The 14,423-nt window shown below is 72.2% G+C and carries 14 protein-coding genes; 11 read left to right on the top strand and 3 right to left on the bottom strand.

Going from position 1 to position 14,423, the window contains the following annotated elements:
- The first annotated feature begins 23 nt into the window (after window positions 1–23).
- The 5 genes from AB0I60_RS09855 to AB0I60_RS09835 all read left to right on the top strand — a co-directional run bounded on the left by AB0I60_RS09855 (window position 24) and on the right by AB0I60_RS09835 (window position 5,213).
- Window positions 24–830 carry a DUF4097 family beta strand repeat-containing protein gene (locus AB0I60_RS09855; RefSeq protein WP_360727324.1) on the top strand — a complete coding sequence of 269 codons (807 nt, stop codon included), beginning with the start codon at window positions 24–26 and terminating at the stop codon, window positions 828–830.
- Between the two features lie 252 nt (window positions 831–1,082).
- Window positions 1,083–2,939, top strand: a complete 1,857-nt coding sequence (dnaK, locus tag AB0I60_RS09850; RefSeq protein ID WP_360727322.1) for a molecular chaperone DnaK — start codon at window positions 1,083–1,085, stop codon at window positions 2,937–2,939.
- Window positions 2,936–3,601, top strand: coding sequence for a nucleotide exchange factor GrpE (gene grpE, locus AB0I60_RS09845; RefSeq protein WP_360727320.1), 666 nt, complete (start codon window positions 2,936–2,938; stop codon window positions 3,599–3,601). Before dnaK ends, grpE begins: the two co-directional genes overlap by 4 nt.
- 17 nt (window positions 3,602–3,618) lie before the next feature.
- Entirely contained in the window at window positions 3,619–4,788 is a 1,170-nt protein-coding gene (dnaJ, locus tag AB0I60_RS09840) for a molecular chaperone DnaJ (protein WP_360727318.1), read from the top strand.
- On the top strand, window positions 4,785–5,213 hold the full coding sequence (locus tag AB0I60_RS09835; protein WP_360727317.1) for a helix-turn-helix transcriptional regulator: 429 nt from the start codon (window positions 4,785–4,787) through the stop codon (window positions 5,211–5,213). The genes dnaJ and AB0I60_RS09835 overlap by 4 nt, the downstream gene beginning before the upstream one ends.
- Before the next feature lie 100 nt (window positions 5,214–5,313).
- Here AB0I60_RS09835 and AB0I60_RS09830 read toward each other — a convergent pair whose 3' ends face one another.
- From AB0I60_RS09830 to AB0I60_RS09820, 3 genes are all read right to left on the bottom strand, one after another.
- Window positions 5,314–6,417: an FAD-binding oxidoreductase gene (locus tag AB0I60_RS09830; RefSeq protein WP_360727315.1), complete on the bottom strand. Its 1,104-nt coding sequence runs from the start codon at window positions 6,415–6,417 to the stop codon at window positions 5,314–5,316.
- Between the two features lie 495 nt (window positions 6,418–6,912).
- Complete coding sequence (locus tag AB0I60_RS09825) at window positions 6,913–7,293, bottom strand: VOC family protein (RefSeq protein WP_360727312.1); 381 nt, start codon at window positions 7,291–7,293, stop codon at window positions 6,913–6,915.
- A 93-nt stretch (window positions 7,294–7,386) separates the two neighbouring features.
- A complete protein-coding gene (locus AB0I60_RS09820) occupies window positions 7,387–7,764 on the bottom strand; it encodes a VOC family protein (RefSeq protein ID WP_360727311.1) in 378 nt (125 codons plus the stop codon).
- A gap of 164 nt (window positions 7,765–7,928) precedes the next feature.
- Between AB0I60_RS09820 and clpB the strand changes: the two genes are divergently transcribed.
- The 6 genes from clpB (at window position 7,929) to AB0I60_RS09790 (ending at window position 14,363) form a co-directional block, all read left to right on the top strand.
- Complete coding sequence (gene clpB, locus AB0I60_RS09815; protein ID WP_360727309.1) at window positions 7,929–10,511, top strand: ATP-dependent chaperone ClpB; 2,583 nt, start codon at window positions 7,929–7,931, stop codon at window positions 10,509–10,511.
- 202 nt (window positions 10,512–10,713) lie between these two features.
- Window positions 10,714–11,409 (top strand): hypothetical protein, encoded by a 696-nt coding sequence (locus AB0I60_RS09810; RefSeq protein ID WP_360727307.1) that lies wholly within the window; start codon window positions 10,714–10,716, stop codon window positions 11,407–11,409.
- The gene (locus tag AB0I60_RS09805; protein ID WP_360727306.1) at window positions 11,406–12,185 is read left to right on the top strand and encodes an SDR family oxidoreductase; all 780 of its coding nucleotides are present in this window, start codon (window positions 11,406–11,408) and stop codon (window positions 12,183–12,185) included. The genes AB0I60_RS09810 and AB0I60_RS09805 overlap by 4 nt, the downstream gene beginning before the upstream one ends.
- A 478-nt stretch (window positions 12,186–12,663) precedes the next feature.
- On the top strand, window positions 12,664–13,218 hold the full coding sequence (gene pyrE, locus AB0I60_RS09800; protein WP_360728514.1) for an orotate phosphoribosyltransferase: 555 nt from the start codon (window positions 12,664–12,666) through the stop codon (window positions 13,216–13,218).
- A 1-nt stretch (window position 13,219) separates the two neighbouring features.
- Window positions 13,220–13,909 (top strand): hypothetical protein, encoded by a 690-nt coding sequence (locus tag AB0I60_RS09795; protein WP_360727304.1) that lies wholly within the window; start codon window positions 13,220–13,222, stop codon window positions 13,907–13,909.
- A gap of 64 nt (window positions 13,910–13,973) precedes the next feature.
- On the top strand, window positions 13,974–14,363 hold the full coding sequence (locus AB0I60_RS09790; RefSeq protein ID WP_360727302.1) for a DUF2784 domain-containing protein: 390 nt from the start codon (window positions 13,974–13,976) through the stop codon (window positions 14,361–14,363).
- Window positions 14,364–14,423 lie beyond the last annotated feature (60 nt).

The raw sequence follows: 14,423 nt of genomic DNA, 5'->3' as shown, positions 1-14,423 counted from the left end.
CTAGTTTTGTGCCAATGACCTTGATGCCTGAGGGGGCAGTGGTGGTGAAGCGGATCGCAGTGGCGGCCGTCACGGCGGTGCTCGTCGCGGGAACGCTGTCGTCTTGCGTGCGGCTCGTGGAGAACAACTTCAGCGACACGTCCGACATCTCCGAGCCGATCGCCACCGTGCGCGTCCAGAACGGTTCGGGTGACGTCCGGGTGCGCGGTGCCGACGACGCGTCGGGTACCCGGGTGGTCCGGAAGGTGGAGTACCCGAAGGACGCCGACAAGCCGACCGGCACGACGCACCGGGTGGAGGGCGACGTGCTCGTCCTGGACGGCTGCGGCAGCCGGTGCACGGTGCACTACGAGGTGACCGTGCCCTCGAAGAACGTCAAGGTGGACGGTGAGAACACCTCGGGCAACGTCACCCTGGAGGGCGTCGCGAGCGTCGACGTCAAGCTCGGGTCGGGCGACGCGACCGTGCGCGGGGTCTCCGGCGCGGTGAAGGTGGAGAACAGCTCCGGTGACGTGGTCGCGTCCGACATCGCCGGCGAGTTCACCGGCAGGGTCGGGTCCGGCAACGCGCGGCTGTCGAAGCTGAGCGGCGCGGTGAAGGTCGAGAACAACTCCGGCGACATCGAGGTCGAGCTGGCCGTCCCGCAGTCGGTGCGCGCCACGGCCGGATCGGGCAACCTGACCGTCCGGGTGCCGCAGGGCTCCTACAAGCTCGACGCCGACGTCGGCAGCGGTGACAAGAACCTCAACGGCTTCAAGAGCGACCCGAACGCGACGGTCGAGCTGGTGCTGCGCGTGGACAGCGGCGACCTGACGCTCAACACCCTCTAAGCGCTCGACGCCCCGTAGGCGCACCAGCGCCCGGCACCCTCTGCGGCCCCGGCCGGCGACGCACCCCGCGTCGCCGGCCGGGGCCTTCGCGTGTCCCGGATCACGTCCTGGCGGGAACACCCGGCACCTGCCACTCGTTGGACGAGGCAGAAAGGTTGAGCCGACTGGACTCAAGTCCGCCGCACCTGGCAAACTTGAGCCGACACCGCTCAACGCGGGGCTCTCACAGACGTACTACCAGGAGGAATCCAAATGGCGCGAGCGGTCGGCATCGACCTGGGGACGACCAACTCCGTCGTCGCGGTTCTCGAAGGTGGCGAGCCGACGGTGATCGCCAACTCCGAGGGGTCGCGGACCACCCCGTCCATCGTCGCCTTCGCCAAGAACGGCGAGGTGCTCACCGGTCAGCCCGCCAAGAACCAGGCGGTGACCAACGTCGACCGGACGATCCGGTCGGTCAAGCGGCACATCGGCACGACGTGGACGACCGACGAGATCGACGGCAAGAAGTACACGCCGCAGGAGATCAGCGCGCGCGTGCTGATGAAGCTCAAGCGCGACGCCGAGGCGTACCTGGGCGAGGAGATCACCGACGCGGTGATCACCGTCCCGGCCTACTTCGAGGACGCGCAGCGGCAGGCCACCAAGGAGGCCGGCCAGATCGCGGGCCTCAACGTGCTGCGCATCGTCAACGAGCCCACCTCCGCCGCCCTGGCCTACGGCCTGGACAAGGGCGAGAAGGAGCAGACCATCCTGGTCTTCGACCTCGGTGGCGGCACGTTCGACGTCTCGCTGCTGGAGCTCGGCGACGGCGTGGTCGAGGTCCGCGCGACCTCCGGTGACAACCACCTCGGTGGCGACGACTGGGACCAGCGCATCGTCGACTGGCTGGTCGAGCGCTTCAAGCAGTCCAGCGGCATCGACCTGACCAAGGACAAGATGGCGCTCCAGCGGATCCGCGAGGCCGCCGAGAAGGCGAAGATCGAGCTGTCCAGCTCGAACAACGCCGCCATCAACCTGCCCTACATCACCGTGGACGCGGAGAAGAACCCGCTGTTCCTGGACGAGACGCTGTCCCGCGCCGAGTTCCAGCGGATCACCAACGACCTGCTGGAGCGCACCCGCGCGCCGTTCAACAACGTGATCAAGGACGCCGGCATCTCGGTCGGCGACATCGACCACGTGGTGCTGGTCGGCGGCTCGACCCGGATGCCCGCCGTGGCGGAGCTGGTCAAGGAGCTGACCGGTGGCCGCGAGCCGAACAAGGGCGTGAACCCGGACGAGGTCGTCGCGGTCGGCGCGGCCCTCCAGGCCGGTGTCCTCAAGGGCGAGGTCAAGGACGTCCTGCTGCTCGACGTCACCCCGCTGTCCCTGGGCATCGAGACCAAGGGCGGCGTGATGACCAAGCTCATCGAGCGCAACACGACGATCCCGACCAAGCGGTCCGAGATCTTCACCACGGCCGACGACAACCAGCCGTCCGTGCAGATCCAGGTGTTCCAGGGCGAGCGCGACTTCGCGGCGGACAACAAGAAGCTCGGCATGTTCGAGCTGACCGGCCTGCCGCCCGCCCCGCGCGGCGTCCCGCAGATCGAGGTCACCTTCGACATCGACGCGAACGGCATCGTGCACGTGTCCGCCAAGGACATGGGCACCGGCAAGGAACAGCGGATGACGATCACCGGCGGCTCGGCGCTGCCGAAGGACGACATCGACCGGATGATCAAGGACGCCGAGGCGCACGCCGAGGAGGACAAGCGCCGCCGCGACGAGGCCGAGGTCCGCAACCAGGCCGAGACGCTGGTCTACCAGACGGAGAAGGTCGTCAAGGAGAACGACGACAAGATCCCGGCCGACGTCAAGGAGAAGGTCAAGGCGGCGATCGAGGAGACCACCGAGGCGCTGAAGGGCACGGACATCGCCAAGGTCCGGTCGGCGGTGGAGAAGCTGGCCACCGAGTCGCAGGCCATCGGCCAGTCCCTCTACGCCAACACCGGTGCCCCGGCCGCCGACGCACCCTCGGGTGACGCGCCGGGCGCGGCCGGCCCGAAGGCCGACGACGTGGTGGACGCCGAGATCGTGGACGAGGACGAGGACAAGAAGAAGTGAGCCAGTCGGAAGAGCAGCCGAACGTGGTGGTCAACGACCGCCGCCGGATCGACCCGGAGACGGGCGAGGTGCGCCCTGCCGCCGAGCAGGACGCCCCGGCTCCCGCTTCCGACGAGACCACCCCGGCCGAGGAGGGCGGCAGGCACGCCGCCCCCGAGGTCGAGGTGGGCGGGCCCGGGGCGGTCGAGTCCGACCCGGCCGCGGAGCTGAAGGCCCAGCTCGACGAGCGGACCGCCGACCTCCAGCGCCTGACCGCCGAGTACGCCAACTACCGCAAGCGCGTCGAGCGCGACCGGGAGCTGGTGGTCAGCACGGCCAAGGCGAACGTGGCCGGCGAACTGCTCGGCGTGCTGGACGACATCGAGCGGGCGGGCGCGCACGGCGACCTGACGGGCGCGTTCAAGGCGGTGGCCGACAAGCTGGTCAACGCCCTGGGCGGCACCGGCCTGGAGCCGTTCGGGCACGAGGGCGAGGACTTCGACCCCTCGGTGCACGAGGCCGTGCAGCACGGCACGTCCCCGGACGTGTCCGGGCCGACGGTGACCGCCGTGCTCCGGCGCGGCTACCGGTTCGGCGAGCGCGTGCTGCGGCCCGCGCTGGTCGCGGTGACCGACTACGAGCCGGCCGCCGACGCGCCGGCCGAACCGCAGCAGCAGGACTGAAGGGGAGGGGGCGTCCGGTGAGTGCCCGGGATTGGATCGACAAGGACTTCTACCGGGAGCTGGGCGTCTCCTCCGACGCCTCGGCCGACGAGATCAAGAAGTCGTACCGGAAGTTGGCGCGGGAACTGCACCCCGACGCCAACCCGGGCGACGCGAAGGCCGAGGCGCGCTTCAAGGCGGTGTCCGAGGCGTACGGCGTGCTCTCGGACGCCGCGAAGCGCAAGCAGTACGACGAGGCCCGCCGCCTGTTCGCGGGCGGCGGCGGCTTCCCCGGCGGGTTCGGGCAGGGCGGCGGCTTCGACGTCGGCGACCTGTTCAACCGCCAGCAGCAGGGCGGCGGCATGGGCGGTGGCCTCGGCGACCTGCTCGGCGGCCTGTTCAACCGGCGCGGGGGCGGCCCGACGGCGTCGGCGACCCGGCCGCGCCGGGGCGAGGACGTCGAGACCGACGTCCGGATCGACTTCACCGAGGCGGTGAAGGGCGCGACCGTGCCGATGCGGCTGTCCAGCCCGGCGACCTGCGCCACCTGCGCGGGGTCCGGCGCGCGGCCGGGCACCTCGCCGCGCACCTGCCCGAACTGCGGCGGGGCCGGCCTGGTGACCAGGAACCAGGGCGCGTTCGCGTTCTCCGAGCCGTGCGCGGACTGCCGGGGCACCGGCCGGATCATCGACGACCCGTGCCCGGACTGCGCGGGCGAGGGGGTCAGCACCAAGACCCGGACGCTGACCATCCGCATCCCGGCGGGCGTGGACGACGGCCAGCGGATCAGGCTGGCCGGCCAGGGCGAGCCGGGGCGCAACAACGGGCCCAACGGCGACCTCTACGTGCGGGTGCACGTGAACCCGGACGCGGTGTTCGGGCGCTCGGGCAACAACCTGACGGTGACCGTGCCGGTGACCTTCCCCGAACTGGCGCTCGGCACCACGTTGACCGTGCCCACCCTGGAGGGCAAGGTGACCTTGAAGGTGGCTCCGGGCACGGCGTCGGGCCAGGTGCTGCGGGCCAAGGGCAAGGGCATCGCCAAGCGCGACGGGCAGGTCGGCGACCTGCTGATCACGTTGCAGGTGGCGGTGCCGAACAACATGGACGCCGCCGCGCGCGAGGCGCTGGAGGCGTACGCGTCGACAACCGCCCGGCACGACCCGAGGGCGGACCTCAACGCCTTGGTGGAGAAGAGGTCGACATGACGTTCCCGTTCCCGCCGGGCACGGACGAGGACACCCCGTTCTTCGTCATCTCGGTGGCGGCGCAGCTCTCCGGCCTGCACGCGCAGACCCTGCGGTCCTACGACCGGATGGGCCTGGTGTCGCCGGGCCGCACCTCCGGCGGCGGCCGGCGCTACTCGATGCGCGACATCGTGGTCCTGCGCGAGGTGCAGCGGCTCTCCCAGGAGGAGGGCGTGAACCTGGCGGGCATCAAGCGGATCATCGAGCTGGAGAACGAGGTGGGCGCGCTGCGCGCGCACGTGGCCGAGCTGACCGAGCAACTGGCGTCCGCGCTGGCCGCCGCCGAGCACGCCGCCGCGTCGGTGCACGCCTCGCTGCGCCGGGACCTGGTCCCGGTGCGCCACGAGACGGCCCTCGTGGTCTGGAAGCCGAACCGCACGCGCTGACCGCGCCGGAGCCGCCCGCTCCGGCCGACCACGGTTTTGGTGGGCCGCCCGCACGTCCCCGCTCCGCCACCGGCCCGCACGCCGGTCGGCGGGGTCGTGGTCAGTCGAGCGTGAACGGGTCGTACTTGATCCGGTCCAGCGGGGTGCCGGCGACGAGCATCCGCGACACGGTCGCCCGGATCATCGACGGCGAGCCGCAGACCAGCACGTCCCGGTCCTCCCACGCCCCGTAGCGGGTGACCACGTCGGCCAGGGTGCCCTGCTCGACGCCGCGCGCGCCCGGGTCGGACTCCAGCACCGGCACGACGGTCAGCCACGGGTTGCTGCCCGCGACCCGCTGGAGGTTGTCCAGGTCGTACAGGTCCTCGCGGGTGCGCCCGCCGACGAACAGGTGCACGCGCGGGTTCTCGCCCCACTGCGCCATCTCGTCGATGATCGCGTGCATCGGCGCGACGCCCGTGCCGCCGGCGACCATGAGCACGTCGTTGCCGGCCTTGCGGTCGACGTGCAGCCGGCCCATCGGCGGCCCGATCCGCCAAACATCACCCGGTTGGGTGTGTCCGACGACGGACCGGCTGACCCAGCCGCCCTCGACGGACCGGATGTGGAACTCGATGATGCCGTCCTCGCGCGGCGCGTTGGCGGGCGAGAAGTACCGCCACATCCGGGCGCGCTGCGGCGTCTCGACGCTCAGGTACTGGCCGGCGCGGTACCCGACCGGGTGATCCGGCTGGAGTCGCACGACCGCCAGGTCCCAGCTCACCCGCTGGTGCTCCAGCACGGTCGCGTGCCAGTAGGCGGGGCCGTCGTCGGCCGCCGCCGCCTCCTGCATGGCCCGCGCCATGATCGTGTACGCCTCGGCCCAGGCCAGCTCGACCTGCGGCGTCCAGGTGGTGCCCGCGAACTTCTTCACGGCCGCCAGCAGCGCCGTGCCGACCGACTCGTAGTGGACGTTGACCACGCCGAACTTGCGGTGGTCGCGGCCGAGTTGGCGCAGGAACGGGATCAGGTCGTCGGGGCGGTCCACCATCTGCACGACGTGGACCAGGGCCCGCAGCAGCCTGCTCCGCTGCACCTCCATGTTGGCGGGGAACATCTCACGGGTCGCCGGCGCGAGGCTGAACAGCATCCCGTAGAAGAACTTGGCGACCTCGTCCTGGCGCGGCTCCACGACCGCCCAGCTCTCCCGGATCATCCGCACCATCGCGGTGACACCCGGAGGAGGCTCTCGGTGGGGAGGGCTCGGGAGGGGGCTCAACACAGCGTTCGCAGTCATGGTCCGGGCGCAGTCTCCACGTTTCTGGCGGCGCCGGCAAGGCGCTACGTCTCCGTCAAGCTTCCATCCCCGACGAAGTGAGGCTAACCCGTCAACTGGCCGGTTGACTCCTTGATGCCACCTTCGAGTGCAGTCGAGTTACCCGAAGTCACCATACGTACCGACCTTCAGCTGAACATTCCCGTCGAGGTGTACCGGGTTCGCGGATTGCGACCCACCGGTGCGGTGAGCGTGGTCCTCCACGGCCGTGAGCTGTGGCGGTGCCCACGCCACCCGGCCGGGCGGGGCGGTCGCCTCACCCGGCCGGCGGCAGGGCGGTGCCCGTCGCGGCGGGCCGTGACCGCCTGTGGATTCACACCTGGGGATTGTGGACAACCGACCCCGAGGTGTGGACAACCGGTTGCGACATGTGGGTGACCTGCGTCAGGAGGTGGCGGCCCGCTCGGCTGCGCTGCGTTCCACGCAGAACTCGTTGCCCTCCGGGTCGGCCAGCACGACCCAGCCGGTGCCGTCCGGCCGCCGCTGGTCGTCCACCAGGGTGGCGCCGATCCCCAGCAGCCGGTCGACCTCGGCGTCCCGCGCGGAGTCGGGCTGGAGGTCGAGGTGCACCCGGTTCTTGACCGCCTTCTCCTCCGGGACCTCGATGAACAGCAGGCCCGGGCCGATCGGCAGCGCGACCAGCGCCTCCGGGTCGCCGGGCTGGTCGTCCGGGGAGACCGGGTGGCCGGTGACGGCGCTCCAGAAGGTGGCGAGGGCGTAGGCGTCGCGGCAGTCGACCGTGATGTGGTGCACGAGGGAGCTCATGCACCGGATGGTGGTGGGCCCGCTGCCCACGCGCACCGGAATTTCGACCGGTGGCCGCGCGGGCGGGGAGCCCGTCCGCGCGGCCCGCCGGCCTCAGCCGCCGTAGGGGACGGTGAGGATCTCCAGGCGGTGCCCGTTCGGGTCGTCGAAGTACACGCCCCGGCCGCCGTCGTTGGTGTTGATCTCGCCGGGCCGGTGGTGGTGGGGGTCCGCCCAGTAGGTCAGGCCGCGCTCGCGCACCCGGCCGAAGACCTGGTCGAACTCGGACTCGGAGACGAGGAACGCGTAGTGCTGCGGGGCGATGTCCTCCGCCACCTCTAACACGTCGAGGCTCACCTCGTTGGCGGTGCGGACGACGAGGAAGGGACCGAACGCGACCGCCGGTTCGAGCCCCAGGACGTCGACCAGGAAATCGGCGGTCGCGCGGGCGTCACGTGCGGAAACGATGGTGTGGTTCAGCTGCACGGTCATGGTTCGGACGGTAGAACTTCAACAAAGGTCGAGGTCAAGGCGTGTCCCACGACACACCACGTCCGGTAGGTTGAGCGGAACCGGCTCAACTTTTCTGACGTTGAGCAGGATGGCGGCCGGTTTGCCAGGCTGGCCCGGCAGGGAACCACCGACCGAGGTGAGGAATGGACGCTTTCAACCCGACCACGAAGACGCAGCAGGCCGTGTCCGCGGCGGTGCAGGCCGCGACCGTCGCGGGCAACCCCGACGTGACCTCGGTCCACCTCCTCGGCGCGCTCCTCGCCCAGGGCGACGGCCTGACCGCCCCGCTGCTGTCCGCCGTCGGCGCGGACCCCAAGCTCGTGCACAAGGAGCTCGACCAGCTCGCCCGCGCCCTCCCGGCGGCCAGCGGCTCGTCGGTGTCCGCGCCGCAGCTCTCCCGCGACGCGGTCCGGGTGCTGGGCAAGGCCCAGGAGCTGGCCACCGGGATGGGCGACGAGTACGTCTCCACCGAACACCTGCTGGTCGGCCTCGCCCAGCACGGCGGCCAGGTGGCCGACCTGCTCGGCCGGCACGGCGCCACCCCCGACGCGCTCAAGGAGGCGTTCGGCAAGGTCCGGGGCTCGGCCCGGGTGACCAGCCCCGACCCGGAGGGCACCTACAAGGCGCTGGAGAAGTTCGGCGTCGACCTGACCGAGCGCGCCCGCAAGGGCGAGCTGGACCCGGTGATCGGCCGCAACACCGAGATCCGCCGGGTCGTCCAGGTGCTGTCCCGCCGCACCAAGAACAACCCGGTGCTGATCGGCGAGCCCGGCGTCGGCAAGACCGCGATCGTGGAGGGCCTGGCCCAGCGGATCATCGCGGGCGACGTCCCGGAGTCGCTGCGCGGCAAGCGCGTGGTCGCCCTCGACCTGGGCGCGATGGTCGCCGGCGCGAAGTACCGGGGCGAGTTCGAGGAGCGGCTCAAGGCCGTGCTCAAGGAGATCACCGACTCGGCCGGCCAGGTCATCACCTTCATCGACGAGCTGCACACCATCGTCGGCGCGGGCGCGACCGGGGAGTCCGCGATGGACGCGGGCAACATGATCAAGCCCATGCTCGCCCGGGGCGAGCTGCGGATGGTCGGCGCGACCACCCTGGACGAGTACCGCGAGCACATCGAGAAGGACGCCGCCCTGGAGCGGCGCTTCCAGCAGGTGCTGGTCGGCGAACCGTCCGTGGAGGACACGGTCGGCATCCTGCGCGGCCTCAAGGACCGCTACGAGGTGCACCACGGCGTGCGGATCACCGACGCCGCCCTGGTCGCCGCCGCGACGCTGTCCGACCGCTACATCACCGCCCGCTTCCTGCCCGACAAGGCCATCGACCTGGTGGACGAGTCGGCGTCCCGGCTGCGCATGGAGATCGACTCCCGCCCGGTCGAGATCGACGAGGTCGAGCGCGCCGTGCGCCGGCTGGAGATCGAGGAGATGGCGCTGGCCAAGGAGTCGGACGCGGCCTCCGTCGAGCGGCTGGCCGCGCTGCGCGCGGAGCTGGCCGAGAAGCGCGAGGACCTGGCCGCGCTCACCGCCCGCTGGCAGAACGAGAAGGGCTCCATCGAGAAGGTCCGCGACCTCAAGGAGCAGCTCGAACAGCTGCGCGGCGAGTCCGAGCGGGCCGAGCGCGACGGTGACCTGGGCCGGGCCGCCGAGCTGCGCTACGGCCGCATCCCGGCGCTGGAGAAGGAGCTGGAGGAGGCGACCCGCAGCACCCAGGACGCCGCCGTGATGCTCAAGGAGGAGGTCGGCCCGGACGACGTCGCGGACGTCGTCAGCGCGTGGACCGGCATCCCGGCGGGCCGCCTGCTGGAGGGCGAGACGGCCAAGCTGCTGCGCATGGAGGACGAACTGGGCAAGCGGGTCGTCGGCCAGGTCGAGGCGGTGCGGGTGGTGTCCGACGCCGTGCGCCGCACCAGGGCGGGCGTCGCCGACCCGGACCGGCCGACCGGCAGCTTCCTGTTCCTCGGCCCGACCGGCGTCGGCAAGACCGAGCTGGCCAAGGCGCTGGCCGAGTTCCTGTTCGACGACGAGCGGGCGATGATCCGGATCGACATGTCCGAGTACTCCGAGAAGCACTCGGTCGCCCGGCTGGTCGGCGCACCGCCCGGGTACGTCGGGTACGACCAGGGCGGCCAGCTCACCGAGAGCGTCCGCCGCCGGCCGTACAGCGTCGTGCTGCTGGACGAGGTGGAGAAGGCCCACCCGGACGTGTTCGACGTGCTGCTCCAGGTCCTGGACGACGGCCGGCTCACCGACGGCCAGGGGCGGACGGTCGACTTCCGCAACACCATCCTGGTGCTCACCTCGAACCTGGGCTCCCAGGTCATCGCGGACGCCAACCTCGACGAGCGGCAGCGCACCGACGCGGTGATGGCGGTGGTCCGGACCCACTTCAAGCCGGAGTTCCTCAACCGGCTCGACGACGTGGTCGTGTTCCGGTCGCTGGCCACCGAGGAGCTGACCTCGATCGTGGACATCCAGGTCGCCCGGCTGGGCCAGCGCCTGGCGCAGCGCCGGCTGAGCCTGGAGGTCACGCCGAGCGCCCGCGACTGGCTCGCCATCAACGGCTTCGACCCGGTCTACGGCGCGCGCCCGCTGCGCCGGCTGATCCAGTCGTCCATCGGCGACCAGCTCGCCAAGGAGCTGCTGGCCGGTGAGGTGCGCGACGGCGACACGGTCCGGGTCGACGTGCTCGACGACCAGTCGGGTCTGGTCGTCGGCAGGCCCTGAGCGCGACCGCTCGACGTCCCGGGCCGCCCCGTGCGGCCCGGGACGAGCCGTGACCAGGCACGATCCCGGTGCGCGCGGCCCGGCGGGCGGGGGTCGGGCGCGGCGGGCGCGGTGGCGTCCCGGGTAACGGGTTGGGCCGATCATGCGAACGGGCCACCAAGTGATCTTCGTTTGCCGGCCGCCGCCCGCTACCCTCGCACCCGTGGGCATACCGGCGTGGGTCTGGTTCACCGTCGCCGCGGTCGCGGGCGTCGCGGGGTTCGCTCTGCTGGCGACCGACCGGGCGCAGCGAACCGCGCGTAACCGCGAACGGCGTCGGTGGGCGGCGTTGCGCGGGTGGCAGTTCGAGGAGACCGACCACGTGCTGCCCACCCGCTGGGAGAGCGGCGCGATCGCGTACTACGGCACGGGCGTGGCGAAGGACGTGGTGGCGGGCTCGACCTTCACCGCGGACGGCCGCCGCCAGGTCTACGTGCTCGACCACGAGACCGGCGGCAAGGTCAACTCGGTGCTGGTCGGCGTGCGCTGCCGGCGCGCGCTCGGCGTGGTCGTGGAGCTGTGGCTGCCCAGCGTCCCGTTCCAGCGCGACCAGATGCCCGACCTGCTCGGACCGGTCGGCTCGCGGTACGCGTTCGTCAGCGAGCTGCCCGCCGCCCGCAAGCTCATCACCCCGGACCTGGTCGACGCGGCCGAGGAGATCGGCGCGGACGTGACCGTGGTGTGGCTGGAGGAGGACTGGGTGCTGGCCGCCGCGCCGCCGAACTCCACCCCCGCCCGCCTGGAGCGGCTGCTGCGCGACCTGGGCGAGCTGGCCGACGTGGTCGACCCGTTCGACGCCGACCCGGACGCCGAGACCGGCGCCGAGGTCCACCGCCCGCAGTTCGGCCGCAAGCCGTGACCCCGCCGCTCGCCCTGGTCACCGGGGCCACCTCGGGCATCGGCGCGGCCTTCGCCCGCCGGCTCGCCGCCGAGGGCCACGACCTCGTGCTGGTCGCCCGCACCGCCGACCGCCTGGAGTCCGGGGCCGCGGCGCTGCACGCCCGGTACGGCGTGGACGTCGAGGCGCTGCCCGCCGACCTGTCCACCGCCGAGGGCCGGGCGAAGGTCGAGCAGGAGCTGTCCACCCGCCCGTTCGACCTGCTGGTCAACAACGCGGGCTTCGCCCTCTCGGGCGAGTTCTTCGCGGTCGACGCCGCCGCGCTGCAGAGCCAGCTCGACGTGAACGTGACCAGCGTGCTGCGGCTGACCCGGGCGGCGCTGCCCGGCATGGTCGCGCGCGGCCGGGGCGACGTCGTGAACGTGTCCAGCGTGGCGAGCTTCCTGCCGGGTCGCGGCTCGACCTACAGCGCCGACAAGGCGTGGGTGACCGCGTTCTCCGAGGGCATGGCCCAGGCGACCGCCGGCACGGGCGTCCGCGTGCTGGCGCTGTGCCCGGGGTTCGTCCGGACCGAGTTCCACGCCCGCGCGCGGATCGACATGTCGAAGAACCCCGAGTTCCTGTGGCTCGACGCGGACCGCGTGGTGCACGACGGCCTGACGGCCCTCCGCGCCGGCCGCCGGCTGTGCATCCCGGGAGCCCAGTACAAGACCATCATCACCGCCGCCCGCCTGATGCCCCGAGCCCTGCTCCGCCGCATCGCCGCCCGAGCCGGCGCCGGCCGCAACCGCACCTGAGCGGCGTCAGCCGACAGCGGGCAGCCGAACTCGCCGACCACTCGCGCAGCCCCTGCCGCGCTGCCCCGGGTGGCGTGCACTCGACCAGCGAATGCATGAGCAGTTCCGCTGCGTCGGCGACGTCGCCCCGCACCACGTGACCACGAGTTGCGGACAGCAGGCCGGCCGGCAATCCCGTACGGACGCCGGGTCGCGTCCGCCGGCGGGACCGGGAGGCGCTCGACGCCTTGCGGGACGCCCGCGCCTGCGCGCCCGAGCAGCTCCTGTTCACCCGCCGGGTGCACTCGGTGCTGCGGGCGGTGCTCCGCCGTGAGCGGCGGTCGGTGAAGGGGGGACCTGCGCGACCTGGCGGCCTTCGTCGGGGTGCGGTCAGGGCACCGCCCGGACTGCTCGACGGCCGGCGTGTCGGTGTCGAACGGGTTCACGGTGTGCCGGCGTGCCGGCCGGTATGACAGTCTTGGGACCCGTGCGGACTGAAGTGGTTCTGGACTCCGGCGCGAAGGCCGAACTGGCCCGGCTGGTGAGCGAGTTGGCCGTCGTGCACGGCAAGGTGACGTTGTCCTCGGGTGCCGAGGCCGACTACTACATCGACCTGCGCCGGGCGACGCTGCACCACGCCGCCGCCCCGCTGATCGGCAAGCTCCTGCGGCAGCTCACCGCCGACTGGGACTTCGTCGCGGCCGGCGGTCTCACGCTCGGCGCGGACCCCGTGGCGTGCGCGATGATGCACGCCGCCGCGTCGGCCGGTGACGTGCTCGACGCGTTCGTGGTGCGCAAGGCGACCAAGCAGCACGGGATGCAGCGGCGGATCGAGGGCATCGAGGTCGCCGGGCAGCGCGTGCTGGCCGTCGAGGACACCTCCACGACCGGCGGCAGCGTGCTGACCGCCGTCGAGGCGCTGCGCGAGGCGGGCGCGACCGTCGTCGGCGTGGCGACCGTGGTGGACCGGGGCACGTCGGCGCGCGAGGTGATCGAGGCCGAGGGCCTGCCCTACCGCTACCTCCTCGACCTCGCCGACCTCGGCCTGGCCTGACGTGACGGCCCTCGTCCTGCTGCTGGTGGTCGTGGCGATCCTCGGTGCCGGGGTCGCCGTGGGGTTGTCGCGCCGCAAGCGCAACCCGTTCACGGACCAGGGGTTCGTGAACCAGTGGGAGCAGCGGATGCGCGCGCTGGAGGCCGGTCTCGGCTGGCGGTTCGTCGCCGAGGACCAGGGCTTCCAGGAGCGCGTGCCCCAGATCGGCCGGATGCTGGAGGCCGACCGCAGCAGGGTGAAGTTCCAGCTCGTCGGCCAGTGGCGCGGCGTGCCCGTGCTGGCGGTCGAGGTCGTGCTGCGCACGGACAACATGGTGACGGCGGAGTACCGCGCGTACTCCGTCGTCGTCGTGCCCCGGCCGATGCCGGGGCCGTGGGTGCTGATCAGCCCGCGCGCCGACAGCGTGTGGGGGCTGTTCGAGCAGTTCGTGGCGACCGGCGACCCGGTGTTCGACGCCCGGTACGAGGTGCGCCGCAAGAACCCGGCGTTCGCCGCCGCGCTGCTGGGCTCCGGCCTGCCGCAGGCGCTGCTCCAGGACCCCCGGGCGCACGGCGTGGCGATCGCGTTCGACGAGCACAGCCTCGCCGCCGCCGTGCCGGGGCCGCTGCTGGAGGCCCCGCTCGGGCACCTGGCGGACCTGCTGCTCGACGTCGCGTCGCGGGTCCCGTGGCAGGCCTTGCCGCGCGGGTGACGGCCGGGAAACCGGCGCGCGCGCGGTCGGCGACCGCCCTACCCTGGTGGTCAGGGAGGTCGCTATGGTCGCGCTGGCACTCGCCGAACTGGTCATGGTTCTCCACTTCGGGGTGCTGCTGTTCCTGGTCGTGGGCGGCTTCCTCGCCTGGCGCAGCCCCCGGCTGATCTACCCGCACCTGGCGATGGCCGCGTGGGGCGCGCTGGTCGTGGCGTTCCCGCTGGACTGCCCGCTGACCTGGCTGGAGAACACCCTCCGCGCCGCGGCCGGCCGGCCGGTGCCGGCCGAGGGCTTCATCGACACCTACCTCGACGGGGTGCTCTACCCGGAGTCGGCGGCACCCACCGTGCAGCTGGTCGTGGCGCTCGCCGTGGTCACCTCGTGGGTCGGTTTCGCCGTGCGGCGGCGGACGCACCAAGCGTGCGCGCCGATGCGGTTCCCCGACCACCGGTGACGCGGTCGCCGGTGACGTAGTCTCCGCCCCGGACCGGGGCGGCCGTGCCCCGCGCGGAGC

The organism is Actinosynnema sp. NPDC050436 (assembly GCF_040655415.1).
Taxonomy (GTDB): domain Bacteria; phylum Actinomycetota; class Actinomycetes; order Mycobacteriales; family Pseudonocardiaceae; genus Actinosynnema.
Note: the sequence above shows the minus strand (reverse complement) of the source record. Positions and strands in the feature narration are given on the sequence as shown.